The organism is Anabaena lutea FACHB-196 (genome assembly GCF_014698305.1).
GTDB lineage: Bacteria > Cyanobacteriota > Cyanobacteriia > Cyanobacteriales > Nostocaceae > Anabaena > Anabaena lutea.
Window position 1 is genome coordinate 16,000 of record NZ_JACJST010000009.1, and the last position, 25,070, is coordinate 41,069.

Sequence of the window (25,070 nt, forward strand, 5' to 3'; positions counted from 1 at the left end):
TATTGGAGAAATGAAAATATTACAGCAGTTTTCATGCTTGTTTCTCTATTTCTTTCTTTGCGCCTCTGCGTCTCTGCGTGAGATAAAAAAATGTAGTTTATTTACCTAAAAATGGCTGTAATGTTAAGCAATAAAATTCTAAAAATTAAAAGTTGTCCTCAACACACCGACGAAAATATCGTTATTTCTAGAAATATGTCCAGGGTCAGTAACAATAAAAAATCCAGGAGTAATTGCTATATTATCGTTAACTAAATAACGATAAAAAACCTCATAATGTGTAGAATTACCACTATCAACATTAGCAATTAAATAACCATTATTCAACTTCAACGGTTGACCATATATCAAACCCAATAAATCACCTTTTCTGCCAAAAGGATCATATAAACCTACAGCAGCTTGGTAAGTACTGCTAAGAGCAACTGCATCTGATTTAACGGAATCAGTAACTACTGCACCCCCCCATAAACTCAAAACCACATTATCACTTACTTGCCATTTCATACTTGCGTTGAGAGCATGAATTTGAGCAGGTTCATTTAATCCCCCAGAGGTATCTGCATTACCGCTACCTGTGCCAGTATCTAATTGACCGTCACTAGCATAAGCATTTACATAAGCTAAACCAGTAATTAAAGAAGCACTGGGTTTATATAAAAGTTGCACTCCTAAAGCACTATGATTTGCACCAAATACACCTTCGTTAGTGTTGTTGCTATTTCTGGTTCCGTAAGCAAATTGCAACCGCATTTTATCAGACATCAACCAATCAAAACCTACCCCAGCATCAAGACTACCAATTCTGAATAAAGAAGTTGAACCAGCGAAGGAAGAAATAGCACCTTGACCTGCATTAGCGTAGGGAGAATTAACGCTGAGAACACTACTTAAACTAAAACCCACAGGTTTAAAAGTGAAAACTACTTTATCCCCCAATCCTGCTATCCTATATTCTAAAGAATCTAATTTTACCTGATTATCATAATCTGCTTGCCAAGCCAACCTGGCCATATTCGTATTAAAAGCTTGAGGATTGCCAAAGCTATCACCAGTACTATTTCCTGAAGTTAACCCAATCCGAAAAACATCTTTACCATTAAAAGAAGAAACTAATTGTAATTGAGTTAATTGTGTGAAAATTGTGTTAGCTTCGCCCTTACCAGGAGGCGCACCACCAGCACCTGTGGCTAGTCCGAATACAACTTGTCCTGCTAATTTAGCAGTAGTAGAAAACTGTTGTGCTTCTATATTAGCATTTCGTGCTTCTAAACTATCAATTCTCTCTCTTAAAACAGATAATTCTCCAGCAAATTCTGCTCCTAATTTCTGGATTTTTTCTAAGTCTTCTTTCGTCACACCATTTGATAAACCCCCAGCAGATAATTCATCAATTTTCTGCATGACAGCTTGTAAACCTGCGGCAAATTCATAACGAGTTAGAGAACCATTACCTTTAAATGTGCCATCAGGATAACCAGCAATTACGCCATAACGCTCAACTAAAGATTTCAATGCTGTAAATGCCCAATCACTTGGTTGAACATCAGATAATTGTGAAACTGATGTTAAACGATTGCTACTCTCAGATGCTGCTGGTGTTTGAGATATATCGAAATTTTCAGGTTCTTCTATAAAAATTAATTGTGAGCTTTGTGAATTATTCGGCTGTTCAATATTATCTGCAAAAGCTGGTAAATTTAAAGAAATTAATACCACTCCAGATAGAAGCAATAAATTTTTTGCACCCATCATTACTCCTCACATCTATATATAAAAAGAGAAAATTAGCGATCGCGTGCTACCCCAGTTGTCAAACTTCCACTATAGGGAATTCCGTTTTGAGGTTCTTCACCATTCACCCCAAAAACATCAATTTGAGTTATTTGTCCATTAGAATTGATCACAGAACCACTAGCATTGTTACCACTTAAACCAGCCTGATTACTTACTCCTCTGTTCCCGTCAATATCAACAGTTCCTTTATCAAAATCTACAGTAATTTGCTTAACATCATTACGATTATTCTCAGGAATAAAAATCGCATTATTTCCTTCTGTACGGTAGAAAGTTCCTCTAGTTACTTGTGGGTTACTAATCCTCACCGAACCTCGAAACCGAGGATTTAAATCTCCTTCTGTCCCACCCAAAGCATCACTGAGAAAACTGCTAGTAAATCCTTGAATTCTTTTAGTTTGATTTCTCAAAGCTGCTAAAGTTTGAGTTCTCACAGCATTGATAGTTTCTTGAACTTTAGGCGCTTCTTGGGCAACTAAATTTTCTTGTCCTGGAGCCAAACCACTACTCAAGTTAGTTGATTTATAAAATCCCTGTAAATCAAATTCCTGTACTTTTCCCACCAACCCATTTCTTACAGCTACAGTTTGACCACCTTTGAGAGCAACCGTTTTTTTATCTTGTTGGTCAGATATTGTAATATCTCCATCTGTGAGCGCAAAAACTTGTGTGTGATTATTTTGAGCATCATGAATCACCATCACTGCACTAGGTTTAATAGCTGGTGAAAATAGAGATGTTGGAGATAAAGATGGTGTGCTATTTGGAGAATTTAGAGGATTTATTGCCAAAATACTAACTTTACTTTCTGGCGTTTCTACTTCTGTCCCCACGCTACCCGGTGGACTCAAAATTAAAGCTGTACCATTTTCCAGCTTGAAAATCATTTCATTCAAAGCAATTCGATTTGGCAATTGAAAACGGCGTACACCAGGTTCAAATCGAAAAATACTCCGTTGATCTACACGAATTAAAGATTTATCATTAAAGAATAATTGCGCCTCAGAACTAACGCCTGTTTTCACAGCATCACGGGGAACCATCACATCATTTAGTTCGGCTTTCCGTGGAGTTTTATTCTGTAGTAAAAGTTCAACTGTTTTAATCAATTTATAAAGTTCTGCACGGGTTAGCGGTTGGTCTTGGGTCGCCAGTACCGGAGTCATCCAAGACACTGCTAATAGACTGCTAACAACTAACTTCTGAGTTACTGATAACACCTTATTGCCCATTTGCCTCCACCTGTTATCACTAAACATAACAATAGAGTATTTATGGACAGTATTTGTTCCGTAATTAAGTATTGGCTAAATAACCCCAAAAGATGGAATTTGACGACTTGAATAAATCGCCAAATTTGAAACCCCTTCACACTACAACTAAGTCAGCTTGTGCATCTTCCTCTGGTTCATAACCAGCTGCCAGTTTTTCCATTGCTCTATCAATTAAATCCAAACCTTGCTGCACAGTTTCTACTAAACTTAACTGTCCGCGCAACTCTGCTGCACCCATAAAACCTTTCGCATACCAAGTCATATGTTTACGGGCTTGACGCACACCTCTGTCGCCCTTATATTCCCATAAAGCATATAAATGTTCTCTGGCACATTCCAACCGTTGAATTGCATTTGGTGCCGGTAATAATTCCCCAGTTTTCAGGAAATGATCAACTTCACCTACCAAAAACGGATAGCCTAAAGTTCCACGAGAACACATTACCCCATCTGCACCAGTTTCTTCTAAGCATCTCACTGCTGCTTCTACAGAGAAAATATCTCCATTACCAATTACTGGAATTGAAAGTACTTCCTTCACCCGTGCAATCCATTCCCAACGAGCATTACCATTGTAACCTTGGGCGCGGGTACGTCCATGCACCGTAATCATTTTTGCGCCTGCATCTTCCATTCTTTTCGCAAAATCCAGAATGGTAATTTCTTGATCATTCCAACCAATTCGGGTTTTGACAGTAACGGGAACATCAACAGCTTTCACAACTTCTCGCACAATTGCTTCTGCTATTTCTGGTTGTCGCAATAAAGAAGAACCACCACCATTTTTAGTAATTTTATTAACTGGACAACCCATATTAATATCAACAGTATCCGCACCTTCAGCAACGGCTTTTATTGCTGCTTCGGCGAGGAAATCTGGACGACAATCAAACAACTGAATGCTAATGGGGCGTTCGTTGGGGTCTACCTCCATAATTATGGGTAACTCCTTGACGTAATGCAATCCTGTTGCATTCACCATTTCGGTGTACATCATCGATTCTGGCGCATAACGACGCACTAAGCGACGAAATACCAAATCTGTCACCCCCGATAACGGCGATTGCAACACACGGCTTTTAACCTCAAATGAGCCAATTTTTAGAGGTTGGGATAGTCTAGCTTGGAGAGTGGGAGACAAGGAAAGCATAGCAATAAATTAAAATACGAAATTTATGGTAATCGAAGATAGTAGGAAGATTTGTTAATCTACCTTTGAAGCTGTGCAGCTTGTTTTACCTGTTCAATTGTTAAATCCAGCGCCAGTGAGATTTGTTCCACTGTCAAACCTAACCCTAGTAATCTAGGTACAGCTTCTAATTTTGCTTCCAAGCTACCTTCTTCTCTCCCTTCTTCTCTCCCTTCCTGATAAACCTTTGTTTGTTTCAAATCACTTAAACTAAACATACTTTCAATCTCCTTTCGACTCATTGTGGGAAACTTATAAACCAAAATAGTCTCTACTAATTCTAATAACTGTCGCTGTTGTAATTCACTACTGATTTCTTGCTGAGTTCTATTGATTAACTCCCTAGCAGTGATAATTGCCTTGTCTTCATCTTCGATGATTAATTTTATAGTAGCAATACCAATGGGCAGTGATGCAGTTTCACCTAATTCATCCAGATAAATACGGCTGATACGCTGACTAGTGAAAAATTCGCTGTAATTTTTAATATCTGCCGTATCTAAACTGCGAGTAGGATAAATGACTATTCCCCGCCAAGTATTTTTAGGTTGATTTTGCCTCAAGTATAAAAAGATTTCCGAAACTAGGCGGGAATAAATTTCTGTGTCAGGTTGAAACTGGACTTCAACAAAATAAATCGGGTTTTGTTCATCTTGTGTCGGCAAAAACACACCATCTATACGAAATGCAGTTTGCTTAATTTCGATAGAGGAGAATTGATAAATCTCTGCGGTTTGGGGTGGGTTGCCAATTAATTCAAAAAAGACACCTGGAAACTCTTGAAAAAGACGATAAAATATGCTGTCAGTTTTCACTCTGGATGGATTGCTGAGATTAGCTTTGTAGCTATATTACCGCGTTGCTGTTTACCCCGGTGATTTGGGTTCTCGAAAACGCTAGTTTACTAGGTTTGCAAGCAGATACACTGTGCCATTAGCTTGGTCATAACCTCGATTTGACGGCAAATACGACTTTGAGATTACGGTTCACCCCAATTCCTGAACGTATTAATTCTCCTACATTAGTCAGAGTGACAGCAAATTGATCCATGAACCAACTAAAAACAAACTTTAAAATTAACCGTCCTGTTCAAGGTTCGGGAAACCACCCTTCATGGACTGGCTACACAAGTTCAGTATATATATCAGCATAACTTGCGGTTTCAAGCTCAGAAAAGCTAAACCATGCTGAACGGACTGCTTTTTTGAATCAGTTAGTTCACAATTTAGTCCTTTATAATCCCATTCATTTGTAGTTATACGGAGTCAAAAAAATAAAATGGCAAAAGTAGTTGGAATTGACTTAGGTACGACAAACTCCTGCGTAGCAGTAATGGAAGGTGGTAAACCCACTGTAATCGCCAATGCAGAAGGCTTTCGGACAACACCATCAGTAGTGGCATTTGCCAAAAATGGCGATCGCTTGGTTGGTCAAATCGCTAAACGTCAAGCGGTGATGAACCCCGAAAATACCTTCTATTCGGTTAAACGTTTCATCGGTCGTCGTTATGACGAAGTTACCAAGGAAACTACAGAAGTATCTTACAAAGTCCTCAGCAGTGGCGGTAACGTTAAACTAGACTCTCCAGGCGCTGGCAAACAATTTTCTCCCGAAGAAATTTCCGCACAAGTCCTCCGCAAACTAGTAGAAGACGCTAGTAAATATCTGGGTGAAACCGTTACCCAAGCAGTAATCACCGTTCCTGCATATTTCAACGACTCCCAACGCCAAGCCACCAAAGACGCTGGTAAAATTGCCGGGATTGAAGTTCTGCGGATTATCAACGAACCCACAGCCGCTTCCTTGGCTTATGGCTTTGATAAAAAGAGCAACGAAACCATCCTCGTATTTGACCTTGGTGGTGGTACATTCGACGTATCTGTACTAGAAGTAGGTGATGGCGTATTTGAAGTACTAGCTACATCTGGAGATACTCACCTTGGTGGTGACGACTTCGATAAAAAAATAGTTGACTTCTTAGCTGAACAATTTAGAAAAGCTGAAGGTATTGACCTCAGAAAAGACAAACAAGCGTTACAACGTCTGACTGAAGCCGCAGAAAAAGCCAAAATAGAACTTTCTAGCGTTACCCAAGCAGAAATCAACCTACCATTTATCACCGCTACCCAGGACGGTCCCAAGCACTTAGACACAACTCTAACTCGCGCCACATTTGAAGAACTTTGCTCCGACTTAATTGACCGTTGCCGCATCCCCGTAGAAAATGCTCTTAGAGATGCCAAGTTAAACAAGAGCAATATTGATGAAGTTGTCTTAGTTGGTGGTTCCACCCGTATTCCCGCAGTCCAAGATGTAGTTAAGCGGGTTCTAGGTAAAGAACCAAACCAAACTGTTAACCCTGATGAAGTAGTAGCAGTTGGTGCCGCTATTCAAGCAGGTGTGTTGGCTGGTGACGTTACAGGTATCTTGCTGTTAGACGTATCACCTCTATCCTTGGGTGTAGAAACCTTGGGTGGTGTGATGACCAAGATTATTCCTCGCAACACCACAATTCCTACCAAAAAATCAGAAGTCTTCTCGACTGCTGTAGACGGTCAAACTAACGTAGAAATTCACGTCCTCCAAGGGGAACGGGAATTTTCCAACGATAACAAGAGTTTGGGAACCTTCCGTTTAGATGGTATTCCCCCCGCACCTCGTGGCGTACCTCAAATTGAAGTTACCTTTGATATTGACGCAAACGGTATCCTCAACGTCACCGCTAAGGATAAAGGCACTGGTAAAGAACAATCTATCAGCATTACTGGCGCTTCCACCTTGGATAAAAATGATGTTGACCGCATGGTGCGCGAAGCCGAACAAAACGCTTCTAGCGACAAAGAACGCCGTGAGAAAATTGAACGCAAGAACCAAGCCGATTCTCTAGCATACCAAGCTGAAAAACAGTTGCAAGAATTGGGTGATAAAGTTCCCGAAGCTGATAAAACCAAAATCGAAGGTTTGGTAAAAGAACTGCGGGAAGCAGTGGCTAAGGAAGATGATGAGCTAATTAAGAAGCTGACACCAGAATTGCAACAAGCACTATTTGCTGTTGGTAGTAACATCTATCAACAAGCTGGTGCTGGTGCTGGTGATGCTGCTGGTGCTGAACCTCCCTCCGGCGGTTCTACTCCTCCTTCTGGCAGTGGTGATGATGTGATTGATGCGGATTTCACTGAAAGCAAATAATTCAATTCTTGGGGGGTTTAATTGCTCCCTTTTTTATTACCCATTCAGATCTTTTTCTGGGTGGGTATTTTTTATAAGTAGTCATACAAAATAAATTTCACATTGATCAGAGGGAACAGGGAACAGGGAACAGGGAACAGATAAGAAATTCAGAGATTTCTGTTTTCCCCAAAAATATGCAATTAATTTTGCTCAGGTACTTATCAATTCACTTAATTAAAACCACAAATGAATCTCCGCGTCACCGCGTCCCCGTGTCTCCCTATCTCCCCATCTCCCCATCTCCCCATCTTTGCGTCTCCTAAGTCCCCAACATCTGCAAGTTATGCAATGTGGCGTAAAGTCCTCCTTGTTCTATCAATTGTTCATGGCTTCCCTGCTCGATTAATTCCCCACGCTTCAAAACAAAAATCCGGTCTACATTGCGAATTGTTGACAAACGGTGAGCAATAATAATCGCCGTCCGTTTTGTTAAAAGCTGATTTAATGCCTGTTGAACTAAGGCTTCTGTTCCTACATCTAAACTGGCTGTAGCTTCATCTAATACTAAAATTTGTGGGTTACGAATTGCCGCACGAGCAAAGGCTAAAAGTTGTTTTTGTCCACTAGAAATATTTGTCCCTCGTTCTCTTAATTGAGTATCATAGCCGTGAGGTAATTGATCAATAAATTCAGCAACATTAGTTTTTTCGGCAGCTTGTTGAATCTCGTCCAATGTGTAGCTATCTCCTAAAGTAATGTTACTTTTAACATCACCAGCAAACAAAAAGGCTTCTTGCAAAATCACTGCCATATAACGCCGCAGTTCGGCTTGGGGTATGTCACGGATATCTACGCCATCAATGAGAATGCGTCCTTGTGTGGGTTCATAAAGACGACACAAAAGCCGGATAATAGAACTTTTACCTGCACCTGTGGGACCGACTAAAGCTATTTTTTCCCCTGGATGAATGATAAAGTCTAAGTCTTTAATTACATAATCATCGTCTTTGTATGCAAACCAGACGTGTTCAAAACGAATTTCTCCAAGTTCATCTTTGGGAGTAAAGTTTTGAGATTCCAGACTATTAATTATTTCATCTATATAGCCGAGATTAACATTCAAAATTGAAGACTGAGGATGGAGAATATCGCTTATTTCTATGCGTTCATCTAAAATATCACTCACTCTTTCAACAGCAGTAAAACCAGATTGAATGACAGTGAATTTTTCGGCGAAATTCCGCAAAGGATCGAATAATTGTTGGGCATATAAAATAAATGCTGACAAAATGCCAAAAGTGATATTTTTATCCAATAGCAATAAACCACCAATCCACAATACCCCAGCAATGGCAATCAGACTAATCCATTCTAAGGTTGCTGAAACAGCAGAATCATACCAAATTGTATAATCCAATTCCTTGACATATTGATTATTCGTGGCACGAAACAATTCTGCATTAAATTTTTCCCTGCGGAATAACTGGACTACATTAATTCCCACAATGTTTTCTTGCAATTGGGAATTTAATTTTGACAGTTCTTCGCGGGCTTTGTAATTTGCTTTGCGATATTGCTGCTGAAAGTAAATAATTACCCAGGTGATTGGTAAGAGAATTAACAGCAGCAACCCAGCAAGTTGCCACTGGAGAGAAAACATCAAACCAATAATCACCAGCATAGAAAACAAATCGGAGACGATACCAATGGCTCCGGTAGCAAATACATCTCCTAAACTTTCTACATCGCTAGTAAGTCTAGTAATTAGTTTACCTACAGGTGTGCGATCAAAGAAGCGCACTGCCAGAGATGTTACATGATGAAATAAATCCTCACGGATTGCAGCAGTGATTTTTTGTCCTAGTTTCTGTACCAGATAACCTTGAATGCCTGTGAGTGACAATCTGATGATCATTGCTCCCAAAAAAAATCCTTGGAGGATTGCTAAACCTTGCCCTAGAGAGCGATTTTTGAGGAATTCATAGGTGCTGGGTTCTTGACGAATCAGAGATATTGCCTGTCCAATCAATAATGGTTGAATGGCGTTAGCTAAGGCAATGGGAATCAGCAGAGACATTGAAAGCGTCAGTAGTAGCCCACTGCGTCGGGCATAGGGTACTAGACGCAAAAACAACCGCCAGTCATTTTCACGCCGTCGGTATTGTTTGTTAGATTTTTGCGGGGATGGATAAATGCTCATAGTAAGAGCATTATATTAATTTTTTTACATAATTCCATGCCCCATTGACGTAGTTTTGATTTTATCTCATGGTGACAAATTCTTCGGCTGAACTGGGATGGATACCGACTGTAGCATCAAAGTTAGCTTTAGTTGCACCCATCTTCAGAGCGATCGCTATCCCTTGAATAATTTCTGCGGCATTTGTTCCCACCATGTGCGCTCCCAGTACCTTATCGGTATTTCCATCTACCACCAACTTCATCATCGTTTTTTCGTCTTTACCTGCTAAGGTGTAGTACATCGGGCGGAAGCGACTGCGATAAATTTTCACTGCTTCCCCATATTGTTCCCTCGCTTCTGCTTCAGTCAAACCCACAGTTGCCGCTTCTGGTGTGGTAAATATGGCTGTAGGTATATTTTCATAACTCATGGTGCGAGACTTGCCACCAAATACAGTATCAGCTAAAGCTCGTCCTTCATTAATCGCCACTGGAGTCAGGTTGATTTTGTTGCTACAATCGCCGACTGCATAGATATTTTCTTCATCTGTGCAACTGTATTTATCAACAATAATTGATCCATCATCATTCAATTGAACTTTGGTATTTTCCAAACCCAAATTTTGGGTGTTTGGTTTGCGACCGGTTGCAGCTAAACTGACAGCATCAGCAATTATCGTCTCCTCTGAACCCTCAGCCCCGCTCACAGTGACTTTAACGCCTTCTGCACTTTTCTCAATTGCTATATTTTGGAATTTAGTAATAAATTTAATTCCGTGGTTACTCATTCCTTGCTGAATTTCAGTCCGCAAATCTTCATCAAAACCACGCAAAATGTTTTCACCACGAATTATCTGGGTGACTTCGGTTCCGAGTCCATTGAGGATACAAGCAAATTCTGTTCCAATATAACCCCCACCCAAAATTACAATCCGCTTTGGCTGTTCTTTCAGGTTAAAAATATCATCGGAAGTAATAGCGTATTCGATGCCCTCAATGTCTGGCTTCACCGGATATCCACCCACAGCAATGAGAATTTTATCGGCGGTGATTTGCCGTTCTCCCACCATCACTGTGTGAGCATCAACCAACTTACCATGTCCCTGCAAAACTTCAATTTTGGACTTATCTAGCATTCCTTGATAAATCCCATTGAGGCGAATCACTTCATTATTGACTGCCGTAATCATCTTTTCCCAATTTACAGAACTCTCAACAGCACTCCAGCCGTATCCTTGAGCATCTGTAAACAACTCAGAAAAATGAGAAGCATAAACCATGAGTTTTTTGGGGACACAACCACGATTAACGCAAGTACCACCTAGTCTGTCAAACTCGGCAATTCCTACTTTAGCGCCATATTCGGCTGCACGTCTGGCTGTGGCAATTCCACCTGAACCAGCACCAATCACAAATAAGTCAAAATCGTAGGTCATATCAATTTTAGATTTTAGGTTTTGGATGAAAAATAATAATTTGTAATTCGTAATTAATAATTTCGCAATGCTTGCAGGTTTTAATAGCAATCCTAAATGATTGGGGAAAATCTATTTTTTATTGAACAGAATTCAGGAGTCAGAATTCAGAATTAATTCTGTGCGAGTGGCGGATGAATGACCGGGTTTAAGACCCCCACCAAATCTACGATTTGGTGGTCTTTAATTCAGTTGTGGGTAACCAATCACCGACTGATTGATTCTGACTCCTGGCTACTGGCTCCTGACTCCTTCTTCAATGGTAATGCCTACCTCAAAAATTTTCACGAATCAAATAGGATTACTATAGCCATAACCTATTAATTACGAATTAGCAATTACGAATTAAGCCGCCCCTTTTAGGTAAGCCAACATGGTATCTGCATCGGAAACTTCAAAGGGATCGGTGGGACAGTTATCATCAAAACCTGGTTCAATGAAAATCTTTTCAATTTTACCGTCATTCACCACCATTGAATAACGCCAAGAGCGTAATCCAAAGCCTAGATTAGACTTATCGACTAACATCCCCATTTTCCGGGTAAATTCGCCATTACCATCAGGAAGCAAAAATACATTTTCAGCGCCTTGTTGTTTGCCCCATTGGTACATCACAAAGGCATCATTGACAGATATACAAATTACTTGATCAACTCCTAAAGCTTTGAAGTCTTTGAAGAGTTCTTCATAACGGGGCAGGTGTGAGGTGGAACAGGTGGGAGTAAAAGCCCCAGGTAATGAAAACACAACTACGCGCTTACCAGCGAAAAGTTCTTGCGTGGTACGATCTTGCCAACGGAAAGGGTTTGGTCCACCAATGGACTCGTCACGGACACGGGTTTTGAATACAACGTTGGGAACTTTTTCAATAACAGCCATGTTGACCTCTTAATTATGTTGATGTGTGAATTTGCTTTTCGCTGACATATCTCAGAATAATTCTTATTTAGTAAAAATTCAATAGTTATAAATACTTAATTAACTTAAAAATACAAATTTGATATTGATTCAATAATGTGCTAGACTCTAATGTAGAAGTAATCCAACGCAGCTATAAGTATGCAGCAACAAGCAAACGCAATTATTCAAACCTTGAAGTCCAAGGGTTTGAGGGTAACTCCTCAGCGGTTTGCGGTATATGCAAATTTACTATCTCGCACCGATCACCCAACAGTTGAGCAAATCCTCACCCATTTGAATAAGGATTCTCCAGTCTCCTCTCAGGCGACGATTTATAGTTCTCTGCAAGCACTAAGAGAAGTGGGTTTGGTGCGGGAAGTACTGCTGGAAGAGGGGGTTTCTCGCTATGATGCTAATGTTCAACCCCATCATCATTTCTGCTGTCATCAATGTGGGGCAATTGAAGATATTGCCTGGGAAGCTTTTCAGTGTATAGAGATGAAGAGCCTACGTCCTGGGCTGCGTGGTGAAACCTATGAAGTGACAGTGCAGGGTTTGTGTGACGGCTGTAATGATATGATTTCTGACTAATAATGATTTCTGCATCTGTGCAATAATCTGCAACATGATTAACAAAGGGTGTATTTTCACTTAGGTGTGTGATTCGTATCACTAAATCATCCCTCGTGCTATCACCATGACAACTGATAATTCTCACAATTAATAGATTTCACAATCACTCCGTTGGTAGAGATTTCGGGGGATATTAAAGTTGTAGAGTTTAAAGCCATCCGCCATGTCTAACATTAGGCTCCTTCCAGGTGCTGTTTCGGAAATCATTGCTGCTTCTGCTGACACTGGAGTTCTGACCAAAGCAGATCGCTACGGATTAATGGCAGCTATTCTAGATGAGCGCCTAGAAGAAGAAGAAGAGGAAGCGCTGAATAGACTTTTGCGTCGCGTTATTAGAGGCCGTATCCAGGTGGTAGACAAAATCTCAAGCGATCGCTAATTCTTTGCTATTGTTGATTTGAAAAATCCACAAAAACCTGATTGACAAAATAACATATTCTCCTGATCTTCTCCTGGATTGAAGATGGCTCTACAGTTAACAGTTATACTAATTTTTTGTGCGTTTGCCTAGAATACTTAAGTTAAAAATCCTTATATAGAAAGAGTTTTAAGCCTAGTTATTCTATCCATCTTCACAGAAAGTTAGTATAACTGATTACTTTTAAACTCCCTCTCTTAGCTGTTCTACCAATTGGTGCAAATTACCCATATTCAGCCGATAACTGAGAGGATGAGCAATTAACCTGGCTGTACTTTCATACAAAGTCGCAATCTCCACCAAACCATTTTCGTTCAAAGTCCGTCCTGTAGAAACTATATCTACAATCGCCTCAGACATCCCCGTAATCGGACCTAGTTCAACTGAACCATATAAAGGAACTATTTCCACAGGTAAATCCAGACTTTGAAAATATTCCCGCGCACAATTCACATATTTAGAAGCAACTCGACCGTGAGCAGGTAAATCTACAGGTAATTTGTAAGGACTAGAGGCTTTTACCGCTACTGACATCCGACAATAACCAAATTGCAAATCTACTAATTGTGCAACTTGCGGCTTTTTTTCACTCAGTACATCATAACCCACAATACCCAGCTGTGCCTGACCATATTCTACATAGACAGGCACATCTTGCGCCCTTACTAGCAGAGCCTTCGCTTGTCCACTAGCATCAGGAATTTGCAGTTGACGGGTTCCGGAATCTAAAAAAGCACTAAAGTCTAATCCCACAGATTGCAGCAGGCGGATGCTATTTTTAAGTAATTCCCCTTTTGGTAGTGCAACAGTCAGCATTCTTTTTTTTGGTGTCTTTGTCTTTGCGGTTCATTATATGCTTAGTACAAGCAGCATGAGAATTTTATTAGTCGATGATGAAGTTGAATTAACTGATCCCTTGAGTCGCGTCTTAGCTCGTGAGGGTTATATTGTCGATGCTGCTTATGATGGAATAAACGGCAGACAACTTGCACAAGCAGGCAGTTATGATTTACTAATTTTAGATTGGATGTTACCTGGAAAAACAGGCTTAGAAATTTGTCAGGAATTACGAAACCAAGCTAAAACTACTCCGGTGCTGTTTCTCACTGCTAAAGATACTCTAGATGACCGTGTGCAAGGTTTAGATGCTGGTGCAGATGATTATTTAGTCAAACCCTTTGAATTGCGGGAGTTATTAGCAAGAGTCCGTGCTTTGTTGCGTCGTTCTGGTCTGGAGTCATACAGCACGACCACAGGACGTTTAGTAGTAGCTGATTTAGAACTTGATATAGAAAATCAAGTCGCTTATCGTCAAGGGCGAATTATTGAACTATCTCAAAAAGAAAGCCAACTGCTACAATATTTAATGGAAAATGTAGGACAATTATTGACTCATGCACAAATAATGCAACATTTGTGGCAAGATGAAGAGCAACCTGGTAGCAATGTTATCGCTGCATTAATTCGCCTATTGCGTCGCAAAGTTGAAGTAGATAATGAATCTACGCTGATCCATACAGTTTACGGTAAAGGCTATCGTTTCGGCTCTACAGTAGTTGAATAATATCAATCTCAATTAACAATTTTTACTTTTTGAAAAATCACAGCTTTTAAATATGCAGGTTTTTTAAATAGGGGAATTAGCAAACTATGGATGGAACATCTAAAGCTATGCTGAATAATGTGCTTGATGCCATCGCCTTGAACGAATTAAAAGATACTATTTGCAATAATATCGTCGAAGAATTTATTCAAATAATTGATTCTTATTTGGAAGATACACCTCAACGTTTGCGATCTCTTAGTAACGCGATTATTCAAGGGAATACAAAAACACTCCAATTAGAAGCTCATTCTCTTAAGTCCAGCAGTGCGATTGTGGGGGCAAAAAACTTATCTTTACTTTGTAAGCAATTAGAAAAATTGGGACGTGATGGCAATATAAATGATGCGGTGTTATTGGTATCTCAAGCTATGGCAGAATACGTGCAAGTAGAGGCAGCACTGCAATGGGAATGCAAGGTACAGCATTCGTAATTCGTAATTCGTAATTCGTAATAGTGCCTACAGTCCCGCTAGGGATACGTAATTAAGTTTTGTAAGAGAAACCTCGCCTAACATACTTGCTACTTATAGAAGCTCTTTACTTAAACCCCCTGAATAAGTTAAATTTCTCTATTCTGCACGCTGGGACGAAGGCTGATTAAATCGTCAATATTGAGTTTCATGGTGCGGCAAATCATATCTAGTGGCAAGTCATTAGCATCGTATCCAAAGGGATTTTCAATTTCTAAACCAATAGCTTCAATACCTAATAGAGTAAAGCTAACTACAGCAGAAATTAACCCAGTCCACCAAGTCAGACTTTGTACTATTTGAAAGGGTAGTAGTAAGCAATACAGCAATAATAATTGCTTAAGATGAATAGAATAAGCCAGAGGAATTGGTGTTTTTAAGATACGTTCACTAGCCCCTAAATTATCCACCAAAATGTTTAATAATTCTTGCATAGCTGCTAACTGGTAGCTATTGATGCAATTACGGTTATATTGCTGTTGTAAATAATCTCCAATCCAGAAAGCCACCTCTATGGGAGGATTATTCATAGTCTTTAATTTAATAAACTTATAATGTGCTATTAATTCTTCTAATTCACTATCTATGGTTTCTCCTCGTAAATGCAGTTTTGTCGCTACAGAAAAAGCAACAAGTAAATTTAAAGCATCAATTTTATGATCTTTATCTCCGGGTTCTATTTCATCAACAGATACCCAAATTTGTCTGGCTAAATTTCGGGTAGTATTTACTAGAGAACCCCAAATTTTTCTACCTTCCCAAAACCGTTCATAAGCTGTGTTTGTACGAAATACTAGTAATAAGCCTAATACGATACTGGGGATAATACTTCCTAAAATAGGTTGGGAAACCGGCCATTTAAAATAATAAAGTATCGAGACTGCTACACCAAAAGCTCCACACCAGAGAACATCTTTATAAATTGTGCCGATGACTGAGCCTTTAACCTGTAATGCTATTTGAAATCCTTGCAGCTTCTTAGTTTTCATGCTGTCACTCTCAACAATAACCCTAAATAATATATTTGGTGAATGGACGTAATTTACGTCCCAAACCCTAAATTCTGCACTAATTCAGTCAAAGTAATACCATGTAAAAGCGCTAAATTTGCCAAATATTCTAATCGGTGTGCTTGTAATTTATCTATCTGTTCACTGAGGTGTAATAATTCTCTATATTCCTCATCTGTAAGTCTTTCTTCTTCTCTTTTAGCTATTAATTTATTGTGATAATTTAGAAAGGTAGAAGGAATATCTAGATGAGTTTGGATCAACAATTCTCCTTCATTTTTTAGCAGGTTATCAGCTTTTTTGTGAGCGTGTAAAATAATAATTTGAGATACAAATTTCTCTAAATCTGGCTGTTTCAACTGCTCAACAGCCTTGAGCAAGTGTTGTAAAGATAATTGAACTTCAAGTTTCACTGTTGACATTTTTTACATCTCGTCAGCTAATTGGTAAATTTTCTATACACATAGACTGATGAAAATCAGTATACAGGATGATGCAAAATTAAAAATTAAAAATTAAAAACAGTTGGAGTAAGGGACTTAAACCCCCTGAATCAGTTCAAATGTGCCGCATCTAAAAAAATACTGATTAAATTAATTATATTCTTACTAAGAAATATTAAGTTCTTATCCCATGTCCGGCTAATCACTTATCAAAAAACATTCTCCGCGTCAGCCTAAATGATAAGTATATCTCTGACGAGACGCTACGCGAACAACCGGACATGATATTACCCCAAAGTAGCCATCATACACTGTTTACAGCAAGAAGCATGAAAATATTTCTCCATGTCTAATATGAAGTTAGATTAAATTCAACAGAACTGTAGAGACGTTGTAGATAACGTCTCTACACTGTGGTTTAATTAACCGAAACTTGGTGTGAGAAAATGTCAATACTTAACAAGTTATCCGCTGAGTGCTGACGATTCTTGTTAGAGGATGTCTGAGAAGTATCAGAATTGATCAAGATCCCCCCTCACCCCCCTTTCCAAGGGGGGATAAATTACTCAAAGTCCTCCTTTTTAAGGAGGATTTAGGAGGATCTACAAGTGTTAGATACCACACGAAAAAGTTTTCAGATATCCTCTTAGAGGTATTAACCAAACCAGTGAGAAGGTTGAGAACCGAGTTGAACAGTTTCACACAGTTGATGACTAATCGAATCTCCTTTTTCTTGGATAATCGAGAAAATGCCTTGGTGAATCAAATTTTGGAGGTGTAATTGTTGTTCTAAAGGATTACGAGATAACTTGTTATTTAAACAGCTATCTTTTTTATCATCAGCTAGGGTAGTTTGACTATCAGAAGTTTCGCTGTAAAATCCAGGAAGCCGATTGATAACAAAGGAAATTAGCTCTTGGCGTAAATCCGGTATGGCAAAAACTTGTTGATAGGGTTGGTATGGATATGTGTCTAAAACACTTTCAATTTCGCCAATGACTGATTTGTGTGTTAACTTGACTGCTGTTGTCATAATTTATGATCTCCTTTTTAATCGAGTCAATGATTGGTGCTACAAAAAAGTTATCTGAATGTAGATTTTGTAATGATAAGCAGTTAGAGGCAGTTTGGGGATCAGACTCCACACCCCTAATCAACTATTTGATCCTGACGAAATATGAGATTGTTAATCTTTGCTGAATTTTAGTTTTAATTTATACTAAAATGAGAGTATAAAATATCTAAAAAAACTCAAGAGACTAATCAATTGGTGACATTCTGTAGCTTTAAAACTAATTATTCCCAATTTACAATAATTTGGCAAAAATCTACATAAAACGCAGCATAAGCTATTGGGGATCAATTATTGATGTCAAATGCGGTTGATTAGTTATACTTGCGGAAGTGGATATTGGGTGACGACACGATTTGGTGATTTATCGATGAGCGTTATCAGTTATAGCAGGAGACGCTTCGCAGACCTTTGGTTCAGAATGCTTATGAAATGGAGAATAGAGAGAAGTGAGATTTTATTAAAATCATCAAAGTTGACTAAAAAAGCCTTTATTCTCCTGACTTGGACTATTCTCTATCCTGAATACTTACTAAAAAATTGACCAAAAACCATAGGATACAAGCCCCGCCCTTGCAGGGCGGCTTTACTTGTGTTAGTATAAATGCCGTAGAAGTTTTCCACGTCAATGATAGTTTTAGAGTTTAAAGTCAAAGGGAAAACAACTCAATATGCAGCCATAAAGAATCACCTTGCTTCTAGCGCGGTGAGTGTCAAATTCTCTAGGAGTAGATGATCTAGTTGATGATCAATTTCACCAGCAGCTGCAAGTCCAGAGAGCATTGCTCCTGCTACTAGATTCCCTCCACACCAATCACCACAGCAAACTAAAGGTGGGGAAGTATTGGCAGATAAACAAGTTACATCTAAAGGAAGACGAGGAAAGGCATAACGCCAGCGATGTATTTGTATCCATTCAGGATTTTTCAGCCAGGGAAGCCCTAAAGATTCAGCAGCTTTCTCTAACATATATTGTCCTACTGGTTGTAAATCTGGGGTTTCTAGATGAGTTTGGGCAAGTTTGGCACTACTTTGCAGTACAAAATGAGGTTGTTCTGATTGGAGACGCTTGCTACTATCGAATCCAATCCATCCTAAATCTGCATGATCAACAAAAGTTAAAGCTTTCCAGTTGGGAAGAGGTTGGGAATGGGCAGGATAACCCATCATCACACTAATAGAAGGGTCAAATTGGATAGAACCTAGGCGATCTAAAAATTCAACATCTAATATAGTTTTTTCTAAGGGTGCTAATAGATCCCAAGCTTGGGGTGAGGGGATAGCGACTACTACGGCTTTGGCGGTTAATTCGGCTTGGTTGGATTCTAGGGTGATACGCCATGTATTTTCCGGGGTGATGTTGAGAGCGATCGCACGCTGATGGAGTAAAATTTCTAAATCTGGAGTCAGCGCTTTCGCTATCGCACTCATTCCCGCTGGTGCAACATAATATAATCCAGCTTTTTGTGTCCTGACTCCTGAGTCTACGTGGAATTTATCAACAGTATCTGTCCAAAGTTCGATAATATGGCGATCGCGCAATATCTCCACAAACCTGCTGAACAATTCACCTTGAGGCTGAATATAACAAGCACCATGATCAGCACAAGTTCCCTGTAAACGTCGTGTAGCAACTCTTCCTCCCACACCACGAGACTTTTCGACAACTACCACGGAATAACCAGCTTGACGTAACTGCTGGGCGCAGACTAAACCGGATATCCCAGCACCAATTATGGCAATATCAGTCATACTATTTTTGGATTTTAGATTTTGAATGGGAAAGGCTAGATCATCCTGATTTTATGACTGCCGAAAGCTGATAGTAGAATAAAGTACAGACAATCTGCACAAAAAGGAGGATCAGAAATTGGATGAACTGAGGCCAGTACTAGAGTTAGCCACAGAAGAGGAACTACAGGACTTAACAGCTATTCTGTTTAGTCGTAAGTTCAATCCCCTCGATTATGTTCACACACCAGAACCCATCGTAGTGCAAAGTCAAAACCACGAAGCTTGGTTAGACACCATAGAAAACCGCTTTCGTTTTTTAGCAGCTGATGGGATGACGGTATTACGGGGACGTAGTTACCAAGTCACTTACCGACAAACATTAATTCAAGTCTGTAAGTATCTGAAAATAGCCTATTATCAAAATTTAACAACAGTCGATTTAGAAGCAGAAATATTTTTGCATCTGCTAGGAAAAGTTTGGAAAAAGTTACCAGAACAAGAACAGCAAAAATTAACCGCACAAGTGCAGCAACAGCTTTTAACATCAGAACTTAAAAAACCATTACCACTGTCATTACAAAAAGATCCTTTAGGATTAATTTTTAAAGGTGGTAGCGCCTTAGCTGTAACTTCTGTCATCCAACCATTTGTACTCAAACAAATTGCCAAACAATTTGCTCTCCATTTTGCTACTTATCAAGCGGCTAAACAAGCAGCAATTACAGGAACAGGAGTAGCCAGCAAACAGTTTCAAGGCTATGTAACGGCACAAATGGCGCGACGAAGTATGACTTTAAGTGCGGCTCGTTATGGTGCAGTTCGCAGCATTTTTGCGATTGTGGGGCCAATGATGTGGACTTGGTTTTTGGCTGATTTGGGGTGGAGAGCGATCGCAACTAACTACGGTCGAATTATCCCTACTATCTTTACCCTAGCGCAAATTCGTCTTACCCGTGCAGAATGTTGGGAGCCAGCTTGAACAAGGCTTTTTATCATCCCAACCCCCGTTTACAAATCCCTTGGAATTTTCTACAATTTGGACTACTATCTTTCCCAATTAGTCCATTTTTGGGCGGTATCTCTATAGTTGTGGCATCATTGCTCACTTGGCGCAAACAATACCATATCATTAGCGATCGCCCAATTCACAAGGGATTTGCTTTTTTGAGTATATTACTACTCATTACCACCGGATTTGCCTCTCACAAACTAGAGGCTTTTTTGGGTTTATTCAATTTAGTACCCTTCTTTTTGTTTTTTACGGGACTAACTCCCCTCATTCAAACACCTGCCCAATTACGACAAATCTCTTGGATCATGGTGTTTGGTTCTGTCCCGGTTTTAATACTAGGCTTTGGGCAATTATTTTTCAGTTGGAATTTCCAAGTTCAGTTTTTATGGATTGTTTTAGATTGGACAGTTGCACCAGGGGGATTACCACCAGGACGCATGGCTGCTAACTTCATGCACGCTAATACTTTAGCCGCATATTTAGTAACTATTTTCATTTTGGGTTTAGGTTTATGGCTAGAAAACTATCACCAACTTAAGCAAAAAAATCGTCGGATTATCTTCTTAACAATTACAGTATTAGCTAATTTTATCGCCTTAATTTTAACTAATTCTCGCAACGGCTGGGTTATCGCTATTAGTGCTTGTTTAGCCTATGCTTTATATAAAGGTTGGCGATTAATTGTTGCTACTGTTGTCAGTATTGCCAGTAGTTTTTTATTAGCAGCTTTTGCACCAGCACCGATTTCTCAATTTTTCCGTAGCTTCGTTCCCTACGTGATTTGGGCGCGGTTAAATGATGATATGTATCCTGATAGACCAGTAGCATTAATGCGAAAAACTCAATGGCAATTTGCTCTTAATTTAACTCAACAACATCCTTTAACTGGTTCAGGTTTACGCAGTTTTAGCGGACTCTATAAAGCAGCGATGCAAATTGATGTAAATCATCCCCACAATTTATTTTTAATGCTGTCTGCGGAAACTGGTTTGATTACTACTTTGCTATTTTGTGGTTTACTAGTTTGGATATTAATTGCCGCTAGTCAACTTTTGTGGAAATCTAAATCTATAGAACCAGAAAATAGATTAATCTTCTTTAGTTATTTGATCACCTTTATCGGCTGGATATTATTTAATACTGTTGATGTCACCACTTTTGATATTCGCTTGAATACTCTCTCTTGGGTATTTGTCGCTGCATTGTGCGGAGTTATTTATCAATATCAATCACGTCATAAATTGATAGATAATTAAAATTACAATCCTCGCACTATTCCCACTTTTTCAGTCAGCCCTAAATATAGAAATAGTATTTGAATTTTGAAAAAATCTAAGTATTTGTAGGGTGCGTTACGGCTTTGCCTAACGCACCTTAAACTTGATTAATGGTGCGTTACGCTACGTATCTTTTGAGGATTGTAAGAGTGTGGGGTGTAGGGGAGGGAAGCCCTTACCCTTAGTCTTCAGAAATTTAAACTAAGTGTAAATTATGAATAAATTTATCATCTGGCAGATAATGTGGACAATTATTTGCTTCTTTTGCATGAAATCTTTGTTTAAAAAATTGACAGTATATAGGTATATCTTTCTCTTTATGAACAATTATTCTATGATGGCGACAGAAAAAACAATTTTTATATAAAAATAATAGTAGAGAAGCATTATTGTCAATATTTTTATGAGAGTTTACTTTGCTTTTTAACTTATGAATACATATGCCATGACAGAAATCTTTTGTTTGTTCCCTTCTAAAATTCCAGAAGTCTATCTTATCATTTTCTGACAAAAGCCGATCATTAATAAGCTTAATATCATGTTCATTATTGATGTTTATTTCAATAATACGCTGTTCTGATTGCCTTTTTTCTAGCGTAGACTTATGGGTTACTGCTATTTCTACAAAAATTTTCTCTCCCTTTTCATTACTAAGTAGCAAGTCAGGAATAAACGAACCATCTTTGGGTTCTAACTTAATGTCTTTAAAGTATTGAGTTAAATCAAATTTATGTTTACCCTTACTGAAAATGCAGGGAACTAGAAATTCTTCCTCGTAAAAGCTACAGTATTTAGTAAAGCTGATTTCTATCCAAAAAGGTTGATGTTCTTGCAAACAAGTATTATAAATTTCGTAAAATTTGAGCTTTGCCAATTTGTGCAAGTAAGTTTCAGGAGAACATTCAATATCTGCCTTATGGCGAAAATGCTTTCTCCTTTTTTCTCCCAAGACAGGAACTAGGAGATTATCGCATGATATACACTTGAATTGTTCACGTCTGACTTCTGAACTAGCAATTAAGTTATCAACATTTATAGTTCTACCAGTTGAGTTGATAGCGTATTGGTATTTTACAGTTTCCATATCAACCAATAAGATTTATACCATCAATCCCAGTATACTAAAATTGGCTCAATAACCATAAAAGTAATTATTGCTTCCATTACTGAAATTATGCTCCTGATAGTTATTTTTTTCAATTTTCAATTTTTAATTTTTCATTCCCCTCCTGCGGTACTGGTGTAAACAGTAGGTAAAATGGGTATGTCCGTAATTAAAACCTTATGCCTAGTACAGCTGATTTTCTGCAATACACCCAATGGTCAGGTATTGCGACGATAGTATTCGCAGTCCTGACAATCTTGGCTTTCCTTCTCAAATGGGGCTTTCGCTTTCGACTGGTGGGAACAACAGGCTTTATGCTGGTACTAACAGCGGGGTTATTTTCACTTTCCCTCGTTCCTCTGAGTCGCACAGTTATTCCGGGTGCTGTGAAATACACCCTAGTTTATGACAACGGTTCTAACCAAACGGTAATTACAACCGCACCGGAAATTACCCCCACGCAATTAGAAGCAACTTTACGTCAAGCAGCTAGTAATCTCTATTCTCCTGGTCGTTTAGGTAGCGGCAATAACAAGCAACTGACAGTCCGCGCTCGCACCATTATCCACTCAGAACCAGGGTTGTCTGTACCCGTGTACTTGGGTCAAGTAAACCGCGCTTTAACCAGCCGTGAAGACCCAGAAATGGCAGTAGAAGTTTATTTAGACAAGTTTGCTTCATTACCAAAACCTACGGCTTCATAGGGAATAGGGAATAGGTGACAGGTGACAGGGAATAGGGAATAGGGAATAGGGAATCGGTGATAGGAAACAGTGAATCGGCAAGAGTTAGAAGGTTATTCTCCCCATCTCCCCATCTCCCTATCTCCCCATCTCCCCATCTCCCCATCTCCCCATCTCCCCATCTCCCTATCTCCCCATCTCCCCATCTCCCCATCTCCCTATCTCCCCATCTCCCCATCTCCGCGTCCCCTGCACCCTGCCTTCTGTTGTATATTTTTTCCTATTCCTTATTACACAATTTTTTTGTCACCTATAATACAATAAAGATTATTTTAAAATTTGATTAAGAAGTATCAATACTTTTGGCAAAATAGTGACCATGCCTAATCAACATTCTACTGAAACTTTGTCTACTCAAACCTCTAGTTCATTTTTGAGCCTGACTGTTTCCCCTGGGAAAGTAATTCGCGGTGCGGGTGTGTTGTCCACAGTTGCGTCTGAAGTCGCTCGTTTGGGAACTCGTCCGTTTATTGTGTCAGGAAACCATACTCTCCATATTAGCCAAGAGAGTTTACAACCTATTTTTCAATCCCAAGAATTACATACTGTCTCAGTTTCTTATGGTGTTGATTGTTGTGAAGCGAGTCTGAAAGCTTTACGCAAAGCCGCCAAGGAACATAAGGCTGATATCATTGTCGGTGTTGGCGGTGGTAAAGCTTTAGATACGGCTAAATTAGTTGCCCATCAATTGAAGTTACCAGTTGTGACAATTCCCACCTCTGCGGCTACCTGTGCGGCGTGGACTGCCCTTTCTAATGTATATTCGGCAACGGGGGCATTTTTGTATGATGTGGCTTTATCTCGCTGTCCAGATTTGCTGATTTTGGATTATGATTTGATTCAGACTGCACCCCAAAGAACTTTAGTGGCAGGAATTGGGGATGCGATCGCTAAATGGTATGAAGCATCAGTTAGTAGTGGACATTTACAAGAAACTCTAATTATTGCCGCAGTCCAGCAAGCACGGGTTTTACGAGATATTTTGTTCCAAAAATCCGCCGTTGCTTTACAATCGACCGGGAGCGAAGTTTGGCAAGAAGTGGTAGACGCAACAGTTTTACTCGCTGGTGTAATTGGTGGACTTGGTGGCGCACAATGTCGCACAGTTGCCGCCCATGCCGTCCATAATGGCTTAACTCACATTGCTGGACATGGTAGCATTCACGGGGAAAAAGTCGCCTATGGCATCTTGGTGCAATTGCGGTTAGAAGAAATGATCCAGGGAAATCAATTAGCAGCATCAGCAAGACAACAATTGTTGAAGTTCTATGCAGAGATTGGACTACCCCAAAAATTAGCAGATTTGGGATTAGGTAATATCACTCTGGGCGAATTACAAACAGCAGCAGAAACTAGTTTAGAACCGAATTCTGATATCCACCGTTTACCATTTAATGTGGCGTTAGAACAATTAATGGCCGCAATGGTTTCTACCACTGCACCAAACCAATTAAAAATTAAAAATTAAAAATTAAAAATTAAAAATGGGTAATAGGTAATTGGTAATTGGGGATTGGTGATAAGTGATTAAGTTATTCTTAATTTTCTCCGCGTCCCCGC

General features: G+C 39.3%; 23 protein-coding genes. 9 read left to right on the top strand and 14 right to left on the bottom strand.

All coding sequences use genetic code 11. The features are described 5' to 3' along the window. Positions 1-138: 138 nt before the first annotated feature. From H6G59_RS11480 to H6G59_RS11495, 4 genes are all read right to left on the bottom strand, one after another. Positions 139-1,755 (bottom strand): iron uptake porin, encoded by a 1,617-nt coding sequence (locus H6G59_RS11480; protein WP_339327951.1) that lies wholly within the window; start codon positions 1,753-1,755, stop codon positions 139-141. A 32-nt stretch (positions 1,756-1,787) separates the two neighbouring features. Beyond that, positions 1,788-3,029, bottom strand: coding sequence for a FecR family protein (locus tag H6G59_RS11485; RefSeq protein WP_190714508.1), 1,242 nt, complete (start codon positions 3,027-3,029; stop codon positions 1,788-1,790). A 136-nt stretch (positions 3,030-3,165) separates the two neighbouring features. Continuing rightward, complete coding sequence (gene dusB / locus H6G59_RS11490) at positions 3,166-4,221, bottom strand: tRNA dihydrouridine synthase DusB (protein ID WP_190714510.1); 1,056 nt, start codon at positions 4,219-4,221, stop codon at positions 3,166-3,168. A 59-nt stretch (positions 4,222-4,280) separates the two neighbouring features. Continuing rightward, entirely contained in the window at positions 4,281-5,075 is a 795-nt protein-coding gene (locus H6G59_RS11495; protein WP_190714512.1) for an Rpn family recombination-promoting nuclease/putative transposase, read from the bottom strand. A gap of 463 nt (positions 5,076-5,538) precedes the next feature. On the opposite strand from H6G59_RS11495, the gene dnaK reads away from it, so the two are divergent. Beyond that, positions 5,539-7,449 (top strand): molecular chaperone DnaK, encoded by a 1,911-nt coding sequence (gene dnaK, locus H6G59_RS11500; RefSeq protein ID WP_190714520.1) that lies wholly within the window; start codon positions 5,539-5,541, stop codon positions 7,447-7,449. Positions 7,450-7,750: 301 nt separating this feature from the next. Here dnaK and H6G59_RS11505 read toward each other — a convergent pair whose 3' ends face one another. The 3 genes from H6G59_RS11505 to H6G59_RS11515 form a co-directional block, all read right to left on the bottom strand. Next, a complete protein-coding gene (locus H6G59_RS11505; protein WP_190714521.1) occupies positions 7,751-9,631 on the bottom strand; it encodes an ABC transporter ATP-binding protein in 1,881 nt (626 codons plus the stop codon). Between the two features lie 61 nt (positions 9,632-9,692). Continuing rightward, entirely contained in the window at positions 9,693-11,048 is a 1,356-nt protein-coding gene (gene gor / locus H6G59_RS11510) for a glutathione-disulfide reductase (RefSeq protein WP_190714523.1), read from the bottom strand. A 384-nt stretch (positions 11,049-11,432) separates the two neighbouring features. After that, on the bottom strand, positions 11,433-11,966 hold the full coding sequence (locus H6G59_RS11515; protein ID WP_190714525.1) for a peroxiredoxin: 534 nt from the start codon (positions 11,964-11,966) through the stop codon (positions 11,433-11,435). A gap of 180 nt (positions 11,967-12,146) precedes the next feature. On the opposite strand from H6G59_RS11515, the gene H6G59_RS11520 reads away from it, so the two are divergent. Then, entirely contained in the window at positions 12,147-12,578 is a 432-nt protein-coding gene (locus tag H6G59_RS11520; protein ID WP_190714527.1) for a Fur family transcriptional regulator, read from the top strand. Between the two features lie 205 nt (positions 12,579-12,783). Continuing rightward, a complete protein-coding gene (locus H6G59_RS11525; protein ID WP_127056752.1) occupies positions 12,784-12,999 on the top strand; it encodes a hypothetical protein in 216 nt (71 codons plus the stop codon). A 222-nt stretch (positions 13,000-13,221) separates the two neighbouring features. Here the strand turns inward: H6G59_RS11525 and hisG are convergent, their stop codons facing one another. Further along, a complete protein-coding gene (hisG, locus tag H6G59_RS11530; RefSeq protein WP_127056753.1) occupies positions 13,222-13,854 on the bottom strand; it encodes an ATP phosphoribosyltransferase in 633 nt (210 codons plus the stop codon). A gap of 55 nt (positions 13,855-13,909) precedes the next feature. On the opposite strand from hisG, the gene rppA reads away from it, so the two are divergent. Continuing rightward, positions 13,910-14,602: a two-component system response regulator RppA gene (rppA, locus tag H6G59_RS11535; RefSeq protein ID WP_190714529.1), complete on the top strand. Its 693-nt coding sequence runs from the start codon at positions 13,910-13,912 to the stop codon at positions 14,600-14,602. Positions 14,603-14,688: 86 nt separating this feature from the next. Beyond that, the gene (locus tag H6G59_RS11540) at positions 14,689-15,075 is read left to right on the top strand and encodes an Hpt domain-containing protein (RefSeq protein WP_190714531.1); all 387 of its coding nucleotides are present in this window, start codon (positions 14,689-14,691) and stop codon (positions 15,073-15,075) included. 128 nt (positions 15,076-15,203) lie between these two features. On the opposite strand, the gene H6G59_RS11545 is transcribed toward H6G59_RS11540, so the two are convergent. The 4 genes from H6G59_RS11545 to H6G59_RS11560 all read right to left on the bottom strand — a co-directional run bounded on the left by H6G59_RS11545 (position 15,204) and on the right by H6G59_RS11560 (position 19,391). Then, on the bottom strand, positions 15,204-16,103 hold the full coding sequence (locus H6G59_RS11545) for a bestrophin family protein (RefSeq protein ID WP_190714533.1): 900 nt from the start codon (positions 16,101-16,103) through the stop codon (positions 15,204-15,206). Between the two features lie 53 nt (positions 16,104-16,156). After that, positions 16,157-16,546 carry an STAS/SEC14 domain-containing protein gene (locus H6G59_RS11550; protein WP_190714535.1) on the bottom strand — a complete coding sequence of 130 codons (390 nt, stop codon included), beginning with the start codon at positions 16,544-16,546 and terminating at the stop codon, positions 16,157-16,159. A 676-nt stretch (positions 16,547-17,222) separates the two neighbouring features. Continuing rightward, positions 17,223-17,600, bottom strand: coding sequence for a hypothetical protein (locus H6G59_RS11555; protein ID WP_190714537.1), 378 nt, complete (start codon positions 17,598-17,600; stop codon positions 17,223-17,225). A 726-nt stretch (positions 17,601-18,326) separates the two neighbouring features. Then, positions 18,327-19,391, bottom strand: coding sequence for an NAD(P)/FAD-dependent oxidoreductase (locus H6G59_RS11560; protein WP_190714539.1), 1,065 nt, complete (start codon positions 19,389-19,391; stop codon positions 18,327-18,329). Positions 19,392-19,509: 118 nt separating this feature from the next. On the opposite strand from H6G59_RS11560, the gene H6G59_RS11565 reads away from it, so the two are divergent. Next, positions 19,510-20,352: a YaaW family protein gene (locus H6G59_RS11565; protein WP_190714541.1), complete on the top strand. Its 843-nt coding sequence runs from the start codon at positions 19,510-19,512 to the stop codon at positions 20,350-20,352. Next, complete coding sequence (locus H6G59_RS11570; protein ID WP_190714542.1) at positions 20,334-21,641, top strand: O-antigen ligase family protein; 1,308 nt, start codon at positions 20,334-20,336, stop codon at positions 21,639-21,641. Before H6G59_RS11565 ends, H6G59_RS11570 begins: the two co-directional genes overlap by 19 nt. A 217-nt stretch (positions 21,642-21,858) precedes the next feature. Here H6G59_RS11570 and H6G59_RS11575 read toward each other — a convergent pair whose 3' ends face one another. Next, the gene (locus tag H6G59_RS11575) at positions 21,859-22,746 is read right to left on the bottom strand and encodes a competence protein CoiA family protein (protein ID WP_190714544.1); all 888 of its coding nucleotides are present in this window, start codon (positions 22,744-22,746) and stop codon (positions 21,859-21,861) included. Between the two features lie 200 nt (positions 22,747-22,946). Between H6G59_RS11575 and H6G59_RS11580 the strand changes: the two genes are divergently transcribed. Continuing rightward, complete coding sequence (locus H6G59_RS11580; protein ID WP_190714547.1) at positions 22,947-23,471, top strand: Ycf51 family protein; 525 nt, start codon at positions 22,947-22,949, stop codon at positions 23,469-23,471. Here the strand turns inward: H6G59_RS11580 and H6G59_RS11585 are convergent. Then, complete coding sequence (locus tag H6G59_RS11585; RefSeq protein ID WP_190714829.1) at positions 23,458-23,688, bottom strand: hypothetical protein; 231 nt, start codon at positions 23,686-23,688, stop codon at positions 23,458-23,460. The genes H6G59_RS11580 and H6G59_RS11585 overlap by 14 nt on opposite strands. Before the next feature lie 141 nt (positions 23,689-23,829). Here H6G59_RS11585 and H6G59_RS11590 point away from each other — a divergent pair, with 141 nt between their 5' ends. Further along, positions 23,830-24,978, top strand: a complete 1,149-nt coding sequence (locus H6G59_RS11590) for an iron-containing alcohol dehydrogenase family protein (protein ID WP_190714549.1) — start codon at positions 23,830-23,832, stop codon at positions 24,976-24,978. The last annotated feature ends 92 nt before the right edge of the window (positions 24,979-25,070 follow it).